The sequence below is a fragment of the Microbacterium sp. AG157 genome (genome assembly GCF_003385695.1).
Classification (GTDB): domain Bacteria; phylum Actinomycetota; class Actinomycetes; order Actinomycetales; family Microbacteriaceae; genus Microbacterium; species Microbacterium testaceum.
Map to the genome: position 1 here is coordinate 96810 of NZ_QRDK01000002.1, position 20630 is coordinate 117439.

Here is a 20630-nt window from a genome sequence, read left to right on the forward strand (position 1 = left end):
TCCGCGCCGTCATCTGCCGGCCCCACCGACTTTCTGCGCCTGCAGATAGCTCAGCACGGCGAGCACCCGACGATGATGCATCGTGGCGTCACCGGGGATCTCGAGCTTCACGAACAGCGACGCGACGTGCTTCTCGACCGCTTTCACCGAGACGAACAGCTGCTCCGCAATGGACCGGTTCGCTCGCCCCTCCGCCATCAGTCGGAGCACGTCCAGTTCGCGCTCCCCCAGGCCCGCCATCGCGCCGTCACGATGTTCCCCGATCTCGATGAGTCGGCTCGCGAGGACGGGCTCGATGACGATCTCGCGCGCGTGGATGCGCTGCAACGTGTCGTTGAGCATCTGCACACCGGCGATGCGCTCCTTGAGACGGTATCCGATGGCCTCCGTGCCGATCTCGAGCATCGCGCGCAGGAAGTGCGACTCGGCGTAGTGCGACAGCATCAGCAGACCGATGTCGGGAAACTGCGCCCGGATCCTTCGGGCGGTCACCAACCCGCCCTCTTCGCCGGGCGGCATCCGGATGTCGAGGATGGCGATGTCCACCTGCTCCGCATCGAGCGTGACGAGAAGCTCATCGCCGCCGTCGTGCGCGGCGACGACGTCGTGACCCGCCGCGGCGAGCAGCATGACCAGCCCCTCACGGAACAACGTGCCGTCGTCGGCGATCGCCACCCGCATCGAAGCCCCGTTTCCTGCGTCGCGCGGCGTTCGACCCGCGCGCCCTTATGCTATCGCGGCCCCCGGCGACAGACCCCGCGGAGCCAGGGAGGACCCGTTCACACTATTCATCTAGTGTCTGCTTCGTATCCGGGTTCGAGAGGGAGCTCGGACACCGGAAGGAGCCCCATGCCATATTCGATCGGCGTAGACCTCGGAGCGACCTCGATCGCGGTCGCCGTGGGCGACGACGCCGGAGTGCGGGCCGCCCACCTGACGCCGCACCTCGTCGAGCCCTCCGTCGCCTTCGTCGCCGCCGATGGCACCATCCTGACCGGCCAGGCTGCGATGGATGCCGCGCCCGAGGACCGGACGCGACTCGTGCGGGGGTTCAAGAGGCGGCTCGGCGACCCCACGCCGATCTTCGTCGGCGGCGTCGGCACCGCGCCCGAGGCGCTGATGGCCGCGCAACTCCGCGACGTCGTCGCCGCCGTCACCGAGCAGTACGACGAGGCGCCGCAGCGTGTCGTCGTCACGTGTCCCGCCGCGTGGGGTCCCTACCGCCGGGAGCAGTTCGCACGCATCTCCGAGCTCTCCGGCGTGCGCGTCGACGAGATCGTGGCCGATGCGGTCGCGGCCGCGACGTTCTTCGCGCGCGATCGCCGACTGGCCGAGGGCGACATCCTCGCCGTCTTCGACCTCGGGGGCCGCAACACGGAGGCCGCCGTCCTCCGTGTCGCACGCGGTGGGCCCGAGGTGCTCGGCACCCCGGAAGGAATCGAGCATCTCGGCGGCGACGATTTCGACGACGCGGTCCGGGGCCTGATCGATCAACGTCTGGGTGGACGTCTGTCCGCCCTGGATCCGGCCGACCCCGACGACGTCGCGATCCTGTCCTCCGTCGACGAGGCGTGCACGAGCGCCAAAGAAGCGCTGTCCGTCCACGAAGAGACCGTGGTGCGCCTGAACCTGGACAGAGCCGAGACGGCGATCACCCTGACACGGCCCGATCTGGAGAGCAGCATCCGCCCCATGGTGAAGACAGCGGTCGCCGCTCTGCTGCGCTCGATCGCCTCGGCGGGCCTCGATCCCGACGACGTGGACGTCGTCGTCCTCGCGGGCGGGTCGTCGCGCATCCCCCTCGTGGCCGAAGAGGTGTCGTCGATCGGCAAGCCGATCGCCGCCACCCACCTTCCCAAGTTCACCGTCGCCCTCGGGGCAGCCGAACGGGCGCGGGTGTGGGCAGCGGGATCCGATCACACCGTGCCGGCACGGCCCGACGCCCCCCTCGAGACGGCCGCCGCGAATCCCCTCCCGACGACCATCCTCACGAGTTCCGCCCCGGGGGCGACGGGACGCCCCCGGGTCCGTCGCCGGTCGATGCTCCTCGCCGGTCTCGCCGTCGCCGCGGTCGCCGGCGCCGCCATCGTCACCGCCGCCTCGTGGTCGGGACGCGGTGAAACCCCGATGGCGGCGAGCACCGCGGCAAGCCCGGTGGCGAGCGCCCCGCCCACCGTCGTCGCGGCGCCCGCACCGGCCGCCGCCGCGGCCGAGACCACGACCGCCACCCTCGCCTTCCCCATCCTCACCGACGGCAGTTCGACGACCGGACTCGACTGGTTCGTGCAGTCGAGCGACACGGCGGGCGTGTGGGGCGTGACCCCCTTGGACGAGAAAGAGGCCTCGCGCCCGAATCTCCGGCTGACGCAGACGGATGCCGGCTTCCACGCGGTGTGGACGGGGGACTCCCCCGCGCAGTTGTACGCGCAGAGCTCCGGCGCGACGATCGACCTCGAAGACATCGCCGACGGCGGCGGAGCGCTCGTCTTCGACGTCACACGCAACAGCGGAGCGGCCACGTTCTTCGAGGTCGCCGCGCACTGCGGATATCCCTGCGGGGGCGCGGTCGACATCACGAGCACGATCAACACCCTCGCGGAGGGAGCCACGCAACGCGTCATCGTCCCCGCCGCCTGCTTCACGGTCTCGGGCTTCGACCCCCGCGCCGTCGACACCCCCTTCGTGGCGTTCGGCACCGGCGCCCTGGACCTGACGTTCTCCGATGTGCGATGGGAGGACCTCGTCGGCGACGACCCGGCAGCTGTGCGCTGCAGCACGTGACGGCGGGTAGGGACAGCCCTACCCGCCGCGTCGGGACGACGACCCGACACGGGGGATGAGCCCAGAGACAGCCTTTCCGCGCGGTCGGACGATCGAAGAGAACCGTCCACCGAAGGAAGGACTCGTCCATGGGCATCCCCCCGGCCCCGACCGCACACAACACCCCGACCTCTTTCGACCAGCTCGTCACCACGCACCGGCGTGGTCTCGTGCGCTACGCCACGCGTCTGCTCGACGGCGACACCGCCAGCGCGGAGGACGTCGTGCAAGAGACCATGCTGCGCGCGTGGAACCACCTCGACCGCCTCACCGAGCAGCGCGGGTCGGTGCGCGGGTGGCTGACGCGCGTGACCCACAACATCGCGATGGATCATCACCGCGCCCGTCGGGCCCGTCCGGCGGAGATCGCCTGGTCGGAATTCGACGCCGAACGAACGGCATCCGTCGACGACCCCGCGCACGAGGTCGAGGACCGTGTCGTCGTGACGGAACTTCTCGCCGTCGTGTCGCCGGTGCACCGGGCCACGCTCGCGGAGGTCTATTTCGCCGATCAGACCGCCGCGGCGGCGGCCGAGCGGCTCGGCGTCCCGATCGGCACGGTCAAGAGCCGCGTGTTCCATGCGCTGCGTGCCATCCGCTCCCAGAGCGCGGCTCTCGTCGCCTGAAGCGCACGAGACATCACCCGCCGGGTCCGCACCCGGCGGGTGATGTCGTGTCCGGCATCAGGCGCCGATGACGCCGGCCGCGGGGATGTCCTCCGGCAGAAGCAGGACGAGATCGTCCATCGACGGATCCTCAATCGTGCGGGTGCGGCGGGCGTGGTTGGCGATCGCGGCGTCCATGACCTGTCGCGCGTATCGGCCGTTGCCGAATGACGCGGTGCGGTCGACGGCCGTGAAGTGCCCGCGCAGAGCGGCGACGGTCGAGCCCGTGCACTCGTAGCCCGAGCTGGTCGCGTGCTGGTTCACGATCGTCACCAGCTCGTCGGGCGTGTAGTTCGCGAACCTCACACGGTGCGAGAAGCGCGAGTCCAGGCCCGGGTTGGTCGCGAGGAACTGGTCCATCTCGCGCTCGTAGCCCGCCGCGATGACGACGACCTCGTCGCGGTGGTCCTCCATGAGCTTGACGAGCGTGTCCACCGACTCCTTTCCGAAGTCCGCACCGTTGCCCCCGCCCGACGCCAGCGTGTAGGCCTCGTCGATGAACAGCACGCCGCCGCGTGCGCGGTCGAACGCCTCGGTCGTCCTCCGGGCCGTGTGCCCCACGTACTCGCCGACGAGGTCGGCGCGCGACACCTCGGTGACCTGGCCCTGCGCCAGCACCCCGAGCGCCGTGAGAAGAGAGCCGTAGAGACGCGCGACCGTCGTCTTGCCTGTGCCGGGAGGACCCGCGAAGATCAGGTGCCTGCTGAGAGAGGGCGCGGGCAGCCCCGCCGCCTGCCTGCGGCGCGCCGACGTCAGGAGGTCGACCATCCCCTGCACCTCGGTCTTGACGTCGTCGAGCCCGACCAGCTCGCGCAGCGTTCCGAGCAGCTGCTCGACGCGTTCCTCGTCGACGCGGCCGACGCCGGCGCCGATCGCGGATCCGGGCAGCGGGCCCAGGTCGTTCGGCACGAGGCGCGTGAGGGTGAGCGCGTCCACCTCCGTGAGGCTGCCGAGCCGATAGGCCTGACGCCCGAGCATCTCCTCGAACACCTTCCGCGCCGTGCGGCCGTTGCCGAAGGTCTCATCGCGGGGCAGCTTGGTGAAGTAGTCGTGCAGCGCCGCGCGTGTTTCGAACTCGAGGCTGTAGTGGTTCACCCGGCACAGCCCCTCGACGATGGTCACCATCTCGGCGGAGGAGTAGTCGGCGAACTCGACCGTCCGGGAGAAGCGCGACGACAGACCGGGGTTGGCGGCCATGAACGTGCGCATGTCGTTGGTGTACCCCGCGACGATGACCACGACGTCGTCGCGATGGTCCTCCATGAGCTTGACGAGCGTGTCGATCGCCTCGCCTCCGAAGTCGTTGCTCGAGCCGCTGTCCTTGGACAGGGCGTACGCCTCGTCGATGAAGAGGACGCCTCCGAGCGCTTTACCGAACATCTCCGCCGTCTTGATCGCGGTGCCGCCGATGACGGCCGCGACGAGGTCGGGGCGCGCGACCTCGATGAGCTGGCCGGTCCGCAGGATGCCGAGCGCGGCGAGGATCCGCCCGTACAGTCGCGCGACGGTCGTCTTACCCGTCCCCGGCGAACCGGCGAACACCAGATGCCGCGAGATGGGAGGTGAAGGCAGGCCCGCCTCGGCGCGGCGTTCGGCCATCTGATGCATGCGCACGAGCGTCTCGACCTGGCGCTTCACGCTGTCGAGCCCGACGAGCTCGTCCAACTCCGCGAGCAGGCGATCGAGCTCGCTCGCCCCGTCCGGGCGGTCGTCGGCATCGGCAGCTGCCGCCGGCTCCGCCGGGGAACGCCGCTCCACCGCCGTCACCTCGGACTCGTGCCCGTCGTCACCGACCGGCGGTTCCTCGAGCTCGACATCGGCGTCGGGATCGACGTGGACCGCGTCGCCGGCGATGTCTCGCAAGCGAGTCCGTCGAAGTGCACCCGTCGACGAGCCGTGCCACACCGCGCCCTGCCGCCCGCCGCGCAGGGAGCCGCCTTCGAGCACGAGCCGAGCCGTGTCCCGCGCGATCGCTCCGGCGACCTCGGGCTCGACGATGCGCACTTCCGTCAGCGCTGCGGTCGCTTCGTCCGACGCGATCACGCCCGTCCCGGCCGGACGGGAGATCGTGGAGTCGACGAGGGTGACCGACGCGGAGTCCGCCACGACGACGGCATCGTGCCCGGCACCGCGCAGCTCGCACGCCCTCGCGGTCACCTGCGCACGTTCGACGAGGTGCAGGGCGTGGGTCGCGCCGTCGTGGATGCCGACCCCGGACAGGTCGATGACCGCGTCGGCCATGCCGACGACGCCCTGGCCGCGGGGATTGCGGATCGTGACGTCCGCCAGGGTCGCGGAGCCCCCGGATGTGACCAGCACCCCGATGCCGCCGCCGTCCACGATGACCGTGCCGGTGGCATCCAGGCTCGCTCCGCCTTCGACCGTCATCGCGGCGCCGGTGACATCGGCGATCCGGCCGCGTGCGACCGTCAGCTGCCCGCCGTCGGCGACCAGCAGACCGCCGGACGCCGACGCGATGACGACGTCGACGATGTGCGCGGAGCTCGGGCCTCGCACGACCAGGGCCGTCGTCGCGATGTCGTGGAGCCTGCCGCCGGTGATCTCCGACCGGCCGCCCTCGAAGACGAGCACACCGGCACCGGCGTCATTCGCGACGCGGGTGTCGTGCAGTGACAGCCGAGCGTCGGCCCGTACCACGAACGCGACCTCCGTCGACGCCTCGACGGTGCAATCGTCCAACGACAGCGTCCCGGAGGCCACGTCGACGGCCACGTCGCCGTCGGTCCGGGCGAGGGTGAGGCCGGACATCCGCGCCTCCGCCGTGCTGCAGACCGCGGGACCGTCGACGCCCTCGATGCGGACCTCGCCGGCATCCCCGACGCCCGACAGCGATACGGAACGGTCGACGAGCAGCGACTCGCGGTACAGACCCGGGCGGATCGAGATGACGTCGCCGTCCTCGGCGGAGGCGAGGGCCGACGCGATGGACGGATGACAATCGGGGAGGTCGGCGGCAACGGTGAGCACGGTGCGTTCCCGTGCGGTCAGTCGAGAGGCCATGTCGTGCCCTTCCAGGCGTCGGGGCGGATCGCCGCCGAGAGGCGCCGCCAGGTCTTCGCGTTCACGGGGAGAGGCGGGCCCGCGGTGCGCAGATGCCGCACCAGCTCCGCATCGGGCGCGATCCAGTACCTCTCCAAGAAGTACGCGCAGGCGTCGCTCCAGACCCAGACGCCGTCCGAGCGGAGCGAGGCGGGCACGGCCGCGTCCAGGTCGCCCACGTGGTCGCGCAGCTTCTGGGCGGCGTGCAGGATGACGGCGCCGGAGCGCAGCAGTCCCAGCACGTCTTCGCGCTCGACCGGGTCGACGATCACGGGGTGCTCGGGCGCGAACCACGGGTCGCCGTCGTGCTGACCGTCGAAGACCCGCGCGATCACCGTCAGCGGCGACGGCCGCAGACGACGCGCGACCCGGCCGACGAGGCCGCCCGGGGTGCCGCGGCCCGACGGACGTCTCTCGTCCGAGGTGTGCTCGTCCATCGTCCCCGCTCCTCACGCTGCCGACGGCAGATCGCCGAGCCAACGGTCGTCGGTGTGCGCACGCAGGTCGCCGCGCGCCTCCGCCGCCGAACGGAGCCTCGCGAGCGCCGGTTCGGTCCCGGTCCCCTCCTCGGCGAGGAGCACCCGGTCAGCGGGACCGCCGACGCCCTCCAGCACGCGCAGGCGGATGCCGGCGGGCAGCGCGATGTCCTCCGCCCCTGTCGCACCGTGCAGCACGCGGTCGAGCCGACGACCGCTCGTGGTCCAGATCAGCGCCTCGGCCGGACCGGTCGCCGGGCCGTCGGCGGCCGCGGCGACAAGCGGCATCCGCAGCCGGAGGACGTCACCCGGTGCGGCACCGGCGGCGGACGGGATGCCACGGACGACGACCGTCCGAGCGGTGGGCAGCATCGCGAGTCCCTCCGCGAGGCAGATGTGGAAGTCGAGGTCGTACTCGGCGTGCGGCTCCGCGGCGAAGATCCGCACGAGTGAGAGGCCCGTCAGCATGGCGGAGCGGTCGCCGGTGGCGGCTCGCATGCCGGGCTGCTGTGCGAGCAGGTGCGACACCGTGCGGCTGGCGATGTCGTACCGCGGACCGAGCGCCGTCCGCACGCCGTGCCGCTGCTCGGCGGTCGAGCGGACGTCGACGGGGACCTCGAGCAGACGGCGCGGGAGGACGACGGCGGACGGTTCGCCGGACGGGGCCGGCCCGCGCTCCGACACCGATGAGGCAGGAAAGGACGTCGCGTCGACCGGGTCGACGCCCGTCTCCTCGGGCACGAGGGCGCTCTGCGAAGCGGGGGCGGTCGTCTGCGCGGGCGGAGTCGCCCGTTCAGGCGCTGTCGACCGTGCGGGCGCGGTCGTCTGCGCGGGCGCCGTCGTCGTCGGTTGCGGTGTACCGGGCGCGGTGGGCGCCACAGCGGACGGGGACACCCCGGCCACGGGGTCGTGCGCGGCGGTCCGCCGTTGCTCGGTGGAGACGCGCCCCGTCCGAGAGGCGGGGCCGGGCGCGGGGGTGAGCGTCGATCCCTGCAGGGCACGGGTCAGGCCCGCACGCGGGGGGTCTCCGACCGGCGGGGTCGCCGGGGCGGGGGCGGGCTGGACGGGGGCGGCAGCGGGAGTGGCGGCGGCCGAGGCGGGCGTGGCCGGGGCGGGGGCAGCGGGAGTGGCGGCGGCCGAGACGGACGCGGCCGGCGTGGGGGCCGGGGCGGCCGACGGCGTGGCGGCGTCGGAGGACGCCCGCGGGTGCTCCGCGGCGGGCGCGGACGACGCGGCCGCCGCCGGCGCGGCACTCGACCGGGGCATGGGCGATTCGTGAGCGCCGGACCCCACGTCGGAGACGGAGAGAGCACCGGGCTCGGGCGGAGTAGGCGACGACCGGTTCGCGTCAGCGTGCTCGCCCTCGAGGGCAGCCGCGGCCGACGCGCCACGGGCTCGACGGCCGACCGCCCGCTCTCTCGAGGGTCGGGTCTCGCCTTCGCCGCCCACGACGGCGACGACCGTGACCGGGCTCCCCGGCGATCGCGGCTCCTCGCCCCCCGAGGGGAGGGCGCCGTCCGTGGCGCCGGGGCGGGCCCACCCGCCGACCAGGTGTCCCGAAGGATCGGACGACGACGTCACCGCGTCCATGTGCCCGGTGGGTCCGACGGCCGTCTCGTCGACGGAGACCGCTCCGTCTGCCTCGGGGGTGTCGCCGCTGGCATCCCTCGTCGCGGCGACGAGCCTGCCGTCCGGGGTCAACGCGAGCGCCTCGATGGGCGCCCACCGGCCGGGATACGCGTCGCGGACGACGCGCCGGGCGGTGGCGTCGAGCGGGTGGATCGCGACATTTCCGAGGCGCTCGAGGCGAGCGAGGAGGGGGGCGAGCAGCCGCGGGAGACCCCTCGGTCGCCGCGCGCCGTCGCACTGCAGGGAGATGCTCAGCGCATCGCCGACCACGGTTGCGGTGCCGGGCTCGACGAGCCGCTCCCCCGCCGGAGCCACCAGCAGCCCCGTCGGGACGATGTGCACCTGCCAATCCGCGCTCGCTCGGCGCCGCGCGCGCGCTCTTTCGTCGAAGCGGTAACCGCCGGCGGACGCGGGCACGAGACCGGGCGGCGTCTCCCAGCGTTCGAGGCACACGGATCCGTCGGGGGCGCACACGCTCTCGATCGCGAACGTCGGCGGCGTGGTCGTCTCGTCGCCGTCGAGTCGGACAGACGTCCCGTCGATCTCGACGCCGTGGGCGATGCGGAGCGGTTGCCCCAGCGTCGCCGCGAGGTTGCGCACGGTGGTGACGTCGAGGCTGCCGGGACCGTAGCCGACGAGCACCACCGCCGACCGCACCTCATCGGGCAGCGTCCGCAGCACCGCCTCCAGCCGCTCCTGGCGCGGCGCCGGCTCCGCCGGGCTGCCCACGACGACGAGCAACCGCCCGTCCTTGACCGCAATGCCCGCGAGTCGGACGGCGTGGCGCGGCTCAGCCCCCGCGGTCACCCAGAGTCCGGCGGGGATGTGCGCGGTCCCGGGGAGGTTCGCAGGGAGGTGCTGCTGCCACCTCGGGGCCGGGTAGCGCCGTCCGGTGGGAACGCGCGCGCCCTGGGGACTCCGGGTGATCCAGCCGTCCCCCCTCCCGACGGAGAACAGCGTGCCCGGGCACGGAAGGAAACGTCCCTCCGGCGCGACGACAGGAACACCGAGCACACGGGCCAGCCGAGCGCTGCCGGCCTCCGCGCCGTCCGCGCCGTCTCCACCGAATCCGTCGGACGGGACGACGACGGTGCCGTCGAGGTGGGGCCGCACCGCATCGACGATCTCGGGCGCGGCCTCCCGCAGCGACTGCTGCAGAGCGGGTGTCGCCAACAGGTAGCGCGCGGCTCGCAGCGGGGGCAGGCCATCGAGGAGGGACGCTGTCCCGGCGTCGCCCGGGGCGGCGACGACGATTCCAAAACCCGTCCGTTCCACGGTGATCGACGACACGGCATCCCCTTCCCTCATCTCGACCACGGGCGAGGAGGCGCGCAGGGTTCATCTGGTCGGGGCACTCCCGGCTGGTGCGCTCATTCCCGCGAGCGCGTCGTCGAAGAAGGCCTGGGCGTCGAAGACCGAACCGTCGCGGGTGGTCGTGCCATCGGGAAGCAGGACGCCGTCGTCCTCGTGCTCGTCCTCTTCCTCGGGCACGTACCCCGACATCGGCGCGTCGGGGATCCACATCGCGCGCGGCTGAGGTGCATCGCGGAGGTCGCCCGGCGACGGGAGGAAAGCCTGGGCGGCGGGTGACGGAAGATCCGGGATGCCATCGACTGGAGCCGACGAGGGCGGTGGAGGCGCTGCGGGGAACGGTGTCGTGGCGCGTGGCCGCGGCGGTGCGGGGCGGGAGGGCGGCTCGTCGACCTCGGGCTCTGCCGCTGTGACGTACTCCGCGTCGGACGGCTGCTCGCTCGGGGCTGTCAGGTATTCGGAGTCGGTGTCGTCGACCGGGGCAGTCCGCGGCGCACCGCCGGGTCCGGGCGGCGTCGGCGCACCCGAGATGGCCGGGGCCGGGACAGCTGGGGCCGGGACGCCCGGGACGCCCAGGATCGGCGGAACCGACGGGACCGACGGGACCGACGCATCGTCGGGGACGGAGGTCGACTCGCGGTCGTCGCCGCCGTCTTCCGAGCCCCAGCCGACGTCGGACTCGTCGTCGGCCTCGTAGCCGTCGTCATCGCGCGCGGAGCTGTCGTCCTCGGCATCCGTCTGAGCGTCCTCGGCGGCCTTCTCGTCGTCGTGCCGGCGCTGGTCCTCGTCGTGCCGGCGCTGTCTCTCCTCGAGTTCGTTCCGCTCGGCCTCGGCCTTCCGCTTCGCCTCCGCGTCCGCCTCGGACGTGCGCTCCGCCTCCGCCTTGCGCTTCTCCTCGGCTTCGCGACGCTCACGCTCCTCCGCGGCCTTGGGCTCCGCCTCCTGACGCTCACGCTTCTGCTCGGCTTCGCGACGCTCACGCTGCTCCTCGGCCTTGCGCTCCGCCTCCCGACGCTCACGCTCCGCCTCCGCCTTGCGCTTGTCCTCGGCTTCGCGACGCTCACGCTCCTCCGCGGCCTTGCGCTCCGCCTCCTGACGCTCGCGCTTCTGCTCGGCCTCCCGACGCTCGCGCTCCTGCTCGGCCTTCCGCTCCGCCTCGGCCTTGCGCTCCTCGTCGGCCCTGCGCTTCGCCTCCGCCTCGCGACGCTCGCGCTCCTCGTCGGCCCTGCGCTTCGTCTCCGCCTCTCGACGCTGACGCTCCTCGTCGGCTTTCCGCTTCTCCTCCGCCTTCGCCGTGGCCCTGCGATCCTCCTCGGCCCGACGTTCCCGCTCGACCCGATCCTCCGCGTCTCGCGCCCGCCCCCGGGCCGCCTCACGCGCATCGCGAGCCTCGTCTTCACGCGCCGCCGCCGTGGCGGCCTCACGCGCAGCGTCGGCGTCACGGGCCGCGTCGCCCGTGAGGTCAGCGGGCACCGCGAGATCGAGGGCGCCCAGCTGCTGCTCCCATACCTGCAGCACGACGGGCACGTCGATCTCGTCCGGTTGCCGCTCGCCGTCGCTGCTCACGATGGTCGAGGTCCCCGCATCCACCTTCAACCGCAGGTGCGCGTCGACGATGAACGACCGGCCCTTGTGCGTGATCTTCTCGGAGGTCTTGACGTCCTCCCCCTGTTCGCCCGTCCGACTCGAAGACACCTTCCACGACGGCGTGAACCCCCCGAAAGCGAAGCCGCCGTCGGTCTCGCCGAACATGCCGAACTGCAGGGTCGCGCCCGTCTCGTCCGCCTGCTTGCGCCCGGCTGCCGTACCGGTGCCGAGGTCGATCGAGTGCTTCAGCGTCGTCTCCGGCGCGGTCGTGTCCAACCGGATCGACGGCGCCACGAGCGCGCCGGAGACCGAGACGTGGGACCGGACGTCGCGGAAGGCGCCGCGGCGGGCGATGAGGTCGTCGGAGCGGAACGTCTCGCCCGAGACGATCCGCGGGAGCGCGGCGAAGAGCGAGCCGTCCGAGATCGACACGCGCAGCGCCTCGTCGTAGACGTCGCCCGGCCGCTCGGCACCGAGCGACCCGAGTCGCGCGTGCACGGCAGCCCGGATGGCGTCGCCTCCCGTGTGGTCCCACCGCACGGGTCGCCAGGCTCCCGCCGCCGGCAGACGGAACTGCTTCGCGCTCGGCGCGGGCGGCGCGGACGCAATCGCCTCCGGTGAGTTCTGCGGCTCGAGGATGTCGAGAGAACCGGTGAACGAGAGCGGGGGAAGGTTCTGTTGCGTTCCCTCGGTGATGCTGCGCGGCAGCATCGCGTCGATGGCACCGCTGACGTGCTCGTGGATCCTGACGTTCACATCGAAGGTGACGGGGATGTGATGCTGCTCCAGTGCTTCGTGCTCGGCGGTGACGGTCACCGTCGGCGACACCGGCTCGGACGCGCTCTTGTCCCATCGACGGTTGAACACGGTCACGTCGTGCTGCGGGGCGATCTCCGCGCCCGGGTGGTCGATGTCGGCATCCGCGCGCGTGTTGAAACCGAGTCGGCCGTCGGCACCGACGTCGACGGCGTGGAAGCTGCTGCGCTTGCCGGCGACGCCGTGCGACCGGTCCGTCGACAGCTTCTCCCCCGTCAGGGTCGTCCGATTCTCGGCATCCGTCGGATCCGGTCGGTGAGCGACGGTGACCTCGATCGTCGCGGTGCGCTGGCTGAACGAGCCTCCCGGGAGCGGGATCGTGACCCGGTTGGGTCCGACGATCGCATCGCGGAGGAACCCGGAGCCCGGCGCCTCGGTGAGCAGACGGCGAACCTCGGCGGCGATGAGTCCGCGATCCGCGTCGCCGACGCCACGCGGCCGCCAGGTGGCATCCATGGAGTCGAGGTCCTGCGCCGAGACCGTGCTGTGCCCGACGACGGCGTCGGAGTCGTCGCGGTACGGAGCGAGGGGGTCGCGGGTCGTCGGTGCGCTCGGGGCGTTCGTCGATACGGCCCCATCACCGGGCGACGGCTGCGCGCGAGGCAGGGGGGTCATCTCGTAGCCGTCCGGACTCCCCACGGGAGGAATCGATGCCGCCGTGCTCGGGCCGGCCGACGCTGTCGTGCTCGGCCCCGCCGACGCCCCGGTGTCCACCGGTGCGGGCGACGGGGCGGTCGGTCCCGACGTCGTGGCCGCGGGCGTGTGCGCGCTCAGTGCGGGCGGCAGGGCGACGCCGTGCGCGAGCAGCAGCTTCGCGGCCTCAGCAGCGGGCAGCTCGACGTCCACGGACGCCGGCTCGTAGCGGGTGTACGACGGGTTGGCGAACCCCCGACGCCACCGCCACCGGCGCAGCTCCAGGGTGGGTGCGTAGGTGCGTTCGGCGTCGAAGCGGACGACGACGGTCTCCCCCGTCCGGCTGCGCTCCGTCGATCTGCCGGTCGACAGGCTGTGGTCGGCGGACCGCCCGTAGGTGTACCCCGCCTTGAGCCCCGCCTGCATGACGAACCGGTTCTTCGAGCCCGGCACCACCGCACGCAGCATCGCGTCGCCGCCGAAGCCGACGTTCCACTCCCGCGATGTCCCGACGCTCCGGTCCTCCCCCGAGCCGCGCGTCAGCGTACGGTCCTGCCGGGAGGTGACGAACGTCGGGTTGCCCAGGCGCTGCGTCACCTCGACCGACCCGCGCAGGTCGCCGAGCTTGCCGGTGAGCGTCATGTCGCCGGTCGACACGCTGCGACCGCCGAGCCCGGCGTTCGCGATCGTGCGGAGTCCGGCGTCGGAGGCGAGCGCCGCGACGGCCGACGCCGTGACCTCGCCCGGCTTGGTGAAGGGCGATCGCGTGAGGGCGTGGGTGCGGGTCGTGGTGCCGAAGGTCAGCGGGCCCCAGCTCGAGAAGTTGCCGCTGCCCCAGATGCGGCGGTGTCGCGCGCCGGGCCCGTGGGTGAGGTCGCCGCGCTTGGAGAGGGCGGCCTCGAGCACGTCGGCGTGCACCTCGTGCCCGTGGATGCGCTCGACCTTGGCGAAGGGGCCGAGAGCCGCGACGTCGACCGCGCGGAAGGCGCTGTCGTGAACCGCCCCTACGAGGGTGCGTCCGCCCGCGGAGGTCGGCGCGCCGCCGTCCAGCTGGGGACGACGCACGACGACCCCGCTCACCGGGATCGACCGGCCGGCATTCGGCGTCTCCGCACGGTGCCGGCTGCTCGCCGGACCGCTTCCGAGGAGCCTTCCGCCCGCGAGGGCGCGCTGGAAGACGTTCGCATCCGCGGTCGACTCGTGCACCACTCGCAGGGTCGTGCGGGTGGGATGGTACGCCGCGGGCGTGTCACCGGACGCCGCGCGCGTCTCCTTCAGGGCCTGGGATGCCGAGCTCTTGACCGAACGCTGGTGCCCGGCGGACACCTGGGCGGAGGCCCGACCCCAATCCGGGCCGAGTGCGCTCGTCGCCGGAGCCCCGGACGCGGCGAGCAGAAGCCCCCCGAAGGTGAAGCGCTGACCGCGCTTGGAGTCCACCGTCATCTCGCGCTTGCTCGCGAGGGACTCCTCGCGCTTGGACGGGACGCTGGCGGTGGTGTCGTCCGCATCGGTGAGCGCGATGTCGGCCCGCACCGTGACACGGTGCGTCCGGCCGCCCTCCTGCCAGCTGATGGTCGCCCCGCCGGTGGCGGCGTCGTGCAGTGAGGCCTTGCCGGCGTCTCCGTCGAACCGCCCCGCAACGGCACCGGCGCCTTTCTCCGACAGCCCGAGTCCCGTCGAGATCTGGTCCGCCAGATCCGGGGGCGCCGAGACGAAGGAGTCCTTCGATGGATCGAAGGCGGTGTCGGTGCCCGGAGTCACGGACGGTGCGTTGCCGTTGGCGGGGGTAACGGCATCCGGCATCCACAGCCCGCGCGCCGCGGCGTCGGCGATCGGCACCGAGAACGTCGTGCGCACCTCGACCGGCTGCGGAGCGCCGCGACCCGACGCCACCCGGACCGTGCGGGAGAGGGTGTAGACGGCCAGCTTGTCGTCGTCGCTGCGGGAGCTGGAGTGCTTCAGCTCCTTCGAACCGCCGTGCTGGCCGCTCAGCGTCACGGTCAGGCCGCCGCCGGTGCGGAAGAAGCTGCGCACGCGCCCGCGAGCACCGATCGTGGCGTTCAGTTCGTTGTTCTTCGACCAGCCCGAGGAGAAGGCGGTGCTGCTCGCGGTCTTGCTCGACCCCGCGGACACTCCGCGGAAGGTGACCTGCGGCGCTCCGGCATCCACCGAGAACGTCAGGGAGTCGCCCTTCGCCGTCGCCTCGCCCGAGGCCGTGAGCAGGCTCGTGAGCGCATCGACGTCTCTCTGCGACGTCGGACGGACCGCGGCGGTGTCGAGATGGGTGACGCGCTGGGGACGGATGCCGCGGAGGTCGGCGCTTCGCGCGTCGGCGGGCGCGCCGGGCGCGCGTCCGCGCTGCGGGGTCGCATGGGGCACGGTGTGCTCCAGCTCGGGCATCGACAGGCTCATGTCGACGCGGAGGGGTGTCGTCCTGGCGTCCGTCGTGAGCGTCAGCGACACCGTGGCGTGCGCGGGTGTCGGTGCGGTCGCCGGGGTCGCCGTGTCGCTGAGCGTCGTCTTGATGCCGAGGTCGGAGCCCGTACCGGCGCCCAGGCCGAAGGTCACGGCGGGGTACCCGGGCCCGAAGCCCGCGGCCACCGTCACCTGCCCTGCCACCTGATGGGAGGTGCTCAGGGACTCCTTCGCCCCGAGTTCCACGTTCTGCGTGCGCGAGAAGACGTCCTCGGCCTGCGCCTCGGGCTTGGCGGCCGCGGGAGCGTCGTCGGTCGCCACCGGTTTCGCCGACGGAGCCGTCGGTGTCACGGCCGGCATGCGCACGTCGGTGCGGTGCACCACGGCTGTGCGCCCGTCGACCGTGATGACCCCGGAAGCGAGCACGTCGCGCCATGCGGCAGCGACCTCCGCCGCCGTCGACTCGTCTCGCAGTCCCAGGGAACGGGAGACGCGTTCGGGGCGCACGCGCAGGTGACGGGCGACCTGCCTCCGTAGGTCGCGCGGATCACCGATGGCAGAGACGGGCAGCGGTTGCCCCTGGAGGATCTCATTCGCCGGGTACTGCCTATCGGGCAGCTGATGCTCGCCGTCGGCGATGCGCTCGATCGCCCAGAGGTGCCGCGGATACACCGTTGCGCCGCCGCGATGGACCGCATCGCCCATGATCCCGGTGTCGCTGTTCACGCCGCTGCGCGTGGGGTCCTGCAGCAGAACGCGCCGCGTGTCGACCGACTCGTCGGCGAGGCCGAGGAAATGCAGCAGCTCGTGCGTCAACACCGCACCGGATTCGTCCGTCCGCCACGTCCGCTGGTCCGTGGCGGTGACCGGCTGCCCGTCCGGCCCCCGGCCGGTCGTCCCCACCTCGTCGACACCGGCGACGACCCGCACGGTGGCGTGCGCGGTGGCGGCGGTGGGGGTGAACTCGACGTCGAGATGCATCTGATCGCCGCTGGGAAGCCGATATCCGCGATTGACGATGGTCGTCACGCTCGCCCGGGCGCGGTCCTGCGCGGCGGTGACTTCGGCGTCGGTGACGCCCGTCCCTCGCACCAGGTGCACGCGCACGGTGTAGACCTGGATCGCCCGACCGTCGGGGACGATGACGCGCGCCCGGTCGTAGGCGATGCGTCCCTCGAAGCGGTCAAGCCGCCCTGTCCGGCCATCGGCGCGCACGTCGAAAGCGGTCTGGTCGACGCGGTGCGGCGTCGCGGACGCGAGCCGGGGGCGCCAGTCCGACTCGCGGAGGGGGTTCGACGGGTCCGACCACATCGCCGTCGCAGCGGGCGCGTGCCGCCAGCCCTCGTCGCTCGCGGCGGACCGTCGCGGATCCGGTGCCGGCGGCTGCGGAGTCGGGCGGCGGCGGGTCCGCGAGGGGCCCGCGGTCGCCGCGGCGGGCGTCCGCGGCGCGCGATTCGGCAGCGGAGGCGGCGGGGGCGGAGAGGAGGGTATCCGCGCCGCCGGGCCCGCGGACGACGCAGGCGTCGCCGCCGGGGGGCGTGCCGACGAGGAAGACGCGACCACGGGCACCGCCGGGCGCGTGCTCGCCGGCCCGGGTCCCGGCTGCGGGGTGCCGCCCGCGTCCTGCCGCGCCGCTTTCGGCTGCCCCGAAGTCGTACCGGCGGCCGCGCGCGCCGGCGTGACGCGCGCCGGCGTCGGGGCCGGCGCCGGCGAAGACGCCGGGAGGGCAGACGGCAGCGCGGTCGGCGCCGGGGGCCGTGCGGACGGCGACGACGTCGTCGGCTGCGCGGACGACGGGACGGTCGCCGGCGCCTTCGGCTGCGGGGCTCCCGATGCCGCGTTCGTCGGGGCGGTGTGCCGTGCCGGTGAGACCGTTCCCGAGGTGGGCGCCGGTGCGTCCACGCGCGGCGTGGCCGTCGGCGCAAGGGCCGGCCCTCCCGAGGCGATGCCTGCCGAACCGTCGGCCGCCTCTGCGCGACCCGGACGGGGATCGGATGCCGTCGCCTCACGCGGCGAGCCGTTCGGGGTCACCGCCGGATCCGCCGCGGAAACGGGCGCGGGGTCTCCTGCGGGCCGTGCGCGGCCGGGAGCTACCGCGGACGAAGCCGCCGGCGACGCATCGGCCGTCTCCCGCCCATCTGCTGGGGAATCCCCCGCGCGGCGGTCGGGCCCGACCTCATCGACCGTCGGACGCGACGTGTCCGACCCGCCGTCGGACGACAGGGGTGCGGCGGTGAGGTCGTCGGTGTGCGGGCGATCACCGTCGTGCGGTGTCCCCCGCTGCGCACCGTCCGCTGCCGGGCCGGGGGCCGGATCGGACCGGGTGGACGGGTCGGGCGTCGCCGTGGCGGAGGGCGTGGCGGTGTCAGCCCCCGGGTCCGGCGTCGTCGACGGGCCGGCCGTTCCTGGGCCCGTCGCCGCGGGCCCCGGCGTCGCCGTCGAGCTGGGCGTCGCCGTCTCCGTCGGCGCCGGGCCGGGCGTCCCCACGGGTCCGGGGCTCGAGTTGACCGGTGCCGGATCGGGCGTCACGACGGGTCGAGGCGTCGACCCGTCGGACGTCGCCTGCCCGGGCGTCGTCGTGTCCGCCGGCGCCGCGTTCGAAGGCGCCGGGTCCGAGGGCGCCGTGTTCGAAGGCGCCGTGTTCGAAGGCGCCGCGTCGGGAGTGGCCCCCGGCTCGGGCATTGCGGCTTCGGCCTGTCCCGGTGTCGGCGTCCGCACGGGTCCCGGTGTCGATGCATCGGCCGGCGTCGGGTCGGAGGTCGCCGTGTCAGACGTCTCCGGTGCGGGCGTCGACGCGTCCGCCGGCGCCGGCGCCGGCGTCACCTCGGGTCGAGGCGCCGCCGCATCGGGCGTCGCCGGCCCGGGCGTCGCTGCCGGCTCAGAGGTGGGCTGGTCCGGCTCCGGCGTCGAGACGGGTGCCGCCGCAGGGCCCGGCGTGGGCGCGCCGGACGGCGACGGCCCGGGAGTCGCCGTGTCCGCGGGCGCCGTGTCCGAAGGCTCCGCACCGGGGGTAGCCCCCGGGTTGACCGTCGCCGGATCCGCCTGTCCCGGCGCCGGGGTCACCGCGGGTCCCGGCGTCGACCCGTCGACCGGCGCCGTGTCGGGAGTCGCTGCGTGCGCAGGCGGCGGGCCTGGCGTCACGACAGGGGCGGGCGTCTCGGCAGGATCGGGCTCGGTCACCTCGGCGATCGTCTCGCCGGGCGCGGCCGCGTCGGCCGGTGCCGGGACGGGCGTCTCGGCGACCGCCTCGCCGCGCCCCGGAGCGCCCGACGTCGCGGGGCCGGCTGCCGCGTCCGCCGGACCGGTCGTGTCCGTCGCCGCTGGGTTCGGCGTCGCCGCAGGACCCGGCGTCCCCGCGGGATCCGGCGTCGCCGCAGAGCCCGGCGTCGCCGCAGAGCCGGGCGTCACCGCGTCCGAGGGGCGAGCGGGAGCCGGCCGTGCATCGACACCGGAGGCCGTCGCCGAGTCGGGCGGCGCCGTCGGACCGGTCGCCGTCTCGCCGTCATCGCCCGACGGACCTCCACCGGGCGTCGCGCGCGGATCGGTCGGCGCTCCGGGCCGGTCGGAGCTCCCGGGGTCCGCCGTCGCCTTCTGACCGGCACCCGGCGTCGCGGGCGGACCGACCGGATCCGGTGCCGACGAGGGCTGTCCGAAGGGTGCGGATGCCACGGGGCGCGAAGCGGCCGAATCGGTCGGTGCCGCCGCCCCCATCGAGGACTCGGCGTGCGGCCGTTCCCCCCGCGGCGCGGGCGGCATCGTCGCCCCGGAGGGGGGCTGAGTCCCGGGAGAGCTCTGCCCGCGTTCCGGTGCCGCCGCGGCACGGTCGGGGTCGGCTGCCGGGCCACCGACCGCGTCGCTCGCCGGGCGTCTGCCCGGCCCCGTGCCCACGCCCGCGACGGGCGTCGCCGCCGGACCCGGGGCTCGTCCCACACCCGTGCCCGAGCCCGAGGCGGGGTTCGTCATCGGCCCCGCGGAGGAACGCGCTGCGCCGCCTTCGGACATCGCGCCGGATCGATCATCCGCGCTCGTCCCCTCGCCCGTGGCATCCCCGCCGTCCTGGGCGGACCCGCCGCCGAGGTGGAATCCGGCTGCCTCGCCGAGACCGGTGCCGATGCTCGACGACGCCGCCGACATCACTCCGCCGGCGCTGACATCGAACCCCTGTCCCTGAATGGCGTTGTACGTGCCCTCCGTCATCACCTCGACGAACGCCTCGCCGGCGAAGTCCGTGACGATGCCCTGACCGGTCTCTCGCCAGCCGTGCGGCCGTGGCCCCGCTCCCGTCGGCGAGGGCACCGGTGACGGCCCCGAGCCGCCCGGCGTCGGGGTGGGCGCCGGCCCCGGCTTGGGCGTCGGGGTGGGCGGCGCCGGACTCGGGCTCGGCGTCGGACGCGGGGTCGGCGTCGGACCCCCGCTCGGGCTCGGCACGGCGTCGAGAGCATCGCCGCCCGCCCCCTTACCCGGTCCGGGCACGGCGATGTCGCCGGCGCCCTTGCCGAGGCCCTTGCCGATCGCCGCGCCACCGACGATGACGGCGCCGCCGAACATGCCCGCGAGAGCGCCTCCCGCCGCTGCACCGGAGGTCTTGTCACCGTCCCAGTCGGTGCGATTGCCCTCCGCCATCTGCGCGAGCTGCGCGACCGCGTCGATGGCGACCTCGCTCAGGACGTTGAACGCCGCCCCTTTCGCGATCTCGGCGAGGAGCTTGCGCAGCACCGTACGGAACAGGATGGAGTACATCGCCTTGCGCGCGGCGAGCCAGGCCATCGACGACCCGAACGACGGCACCGCCATGGCGATCGCCCAGGCGATCTCGGCGATGAGCGCGATCAGGGCGCCGATCAGGGTGTACTTCGTGTACTCGACGTCGAGCGCGAGCTTGCTGAGGAACTGCGAGCTCGAGAGCATCGATTCGGCGACCTCCCGCAGCGCGTCGCCCTCGGTGAGCGAGACGATGTACTGGTCGTACGCGTCGCGGCTTCTGCCGGTGAAGTCACGCTGCGTCGCCATCAGATCGCGGCGCAGGTCGCCGTCGAGATCGCTGAGCTCGCGAGCGGCCAGCTGCCAGCCCCGCGCGAGGTCGCGCAGCTGGTCCTCGTTCGCCATCGGGAAGCGCTCTCCCGCGAGCACGAGGAAGAGATTCGCGGCCTCGTTGCTGACCATGAGCGCCATCGCGTCCCCCTTCCTCGATGGCCCGGCGGACGTCCCGCCGAGCCGG

Annotated in this window: 7 protein-coding genes; 2 read left to right on the top strand and 5 right to left on the bottom strand. The window is 73.6% G+C overall.

Going from position 1 to position 20630, the window contains the following annotated elements; all coding sequences use genetic code 11:
* Positions 1–9: 9 nt before the first annotated feature.
* Positions 10–681 (bottom strand): response regulator transcription factor, encoded by a 672-nt coding sequence (locus DEU35_RS06305; RefSeq protein ID WP_116238972.1) that lies wholly within the window; start codon positions 679–681, stop codon positions 10–12.
* 168 nt (positions 682–849) lie between these two features.
* Between DEU35_RS06305 and DEU35_RS06310 the strand changes: the two genes are divergently transcribed.
* Positions 850–2781: an Hsp70 family protein gene (locus DEU35_RS06310; RefSeq protein ID WP_116238973.1), complete on the top strand. Its 1932-nt coding sequence runs from the start codon at positions 850–852 to the stop codon at positions 2779–2781.
* Positions 2782–2909: 128 nt separating this feature from the next.
* Positions 2910–3446 (top strand): sigma-70 family RNA polymerase sigma factor, encoded by a 537-nt coding sequence (locus DEU35_RS06315; protein WP_116238974.1) that lies wholly within the window; start codon positions 2910–2912, stop codon positions 3444–3446.
* A 57-nt stretch (positions 3447–3503) separates the two neighbouring features.
* Here the strand turns inward: DEU35_RS06315 and DEU35_RS06320 are convergent, their stop codons facing one another.
* The 4 genes from DEU35_RS06320 to DEU35_RS16815 are packed head-to-tail and all read right to left on the bottom strand — an operon-like array spanning position 3504 to position 20584.
* Positions 3504–6506: an AAA family ATPase gene (locus DEU35_RS06320; protein WP_116238975.1), complete on the bottom strand. Its 3003-nt coding sequence runs from the start codon at positions 6504–6506 to the stop codon at positions 3504–3506.
* Complete coding sequence (locus tag DEU35_RS06325; RefSeq protein WP_103206322.1) at positions 6491–6982, bottom strand: hypothetical protein; 492 nt, start codon at positions 6980–6982, stop codon at positions 6491–6493. The genes DEU35_RS06320 and DEU35_RS06325 overlap by 16 nt, the downstream gene beginning before the upstream one ends.
* Positions 6983–6994: 12 nt before the next feature.
* The gene (locus DEU35_RS06330) at positions 6995–9940 is read right to left on the bottom strand and encodes a hypothetical protein (protein WP_116238976.1); all 2946 of its coding nucleotides are present in this window, start codon (positions 9938–9940) and stop codon (positions 6995–6997) included.
* 48 nt (positions 9941–9988) lie between these two features.
* Positions 9989–20584, bottom strand: coding sequence for a hypothetical protein (locus DEU35_RS16815; protein WP_147301834.1), 10596 nt, complete (start codon positions 20582–20584; stop codon positions 9989–9991).
* Positions 20585–20630 lie beyond the last annotated feature (46 nt).

Coding starts and splice junctions, on each gene's coding strand:
- DEU35_RS06305 (WP_116238972.1), bottom strand. CDS start 681: ATGCGGGTGGCGATCGCCGACGACGGCACGTTGTTCCGTGAGGGGCTG.
- DEU35_RS06310 (WP_116238973.1), top strand. CDS start 850: ATGCCATATTCGATCGGCGTAGACCTCGGAGCGACCTCGATCGCGGTC.
- DEU35_RS06315 (WP_116238974.1), top strand. CDS start 2,910: ATGGGCATCCCCCCGGCCCCGACCGCACACAACACCCCGACCTCTTTC.
- DEU35_RS06320 (WP_116238975.1), bottom strand. CDS start 6,506: ATGGCCTCTCGACTGACCGCACGGGAACGCACCGTGCTCACCGTTGCC.
- DEU35_RS06325 (WP_103206322.1), bottom strand. CDS start 6,982: ATGGACGAGCACACCTCGGACGAGAGACGTCCGTCGGGCCGCGGCACC.
- DEU35_RS16815 (WP_147301834.1), bottom strand. CDS start 20,584: ATGGCGCTCATGGTCAGCAACGAGGCCGCGAATCTCTTCCTCGTGCTC.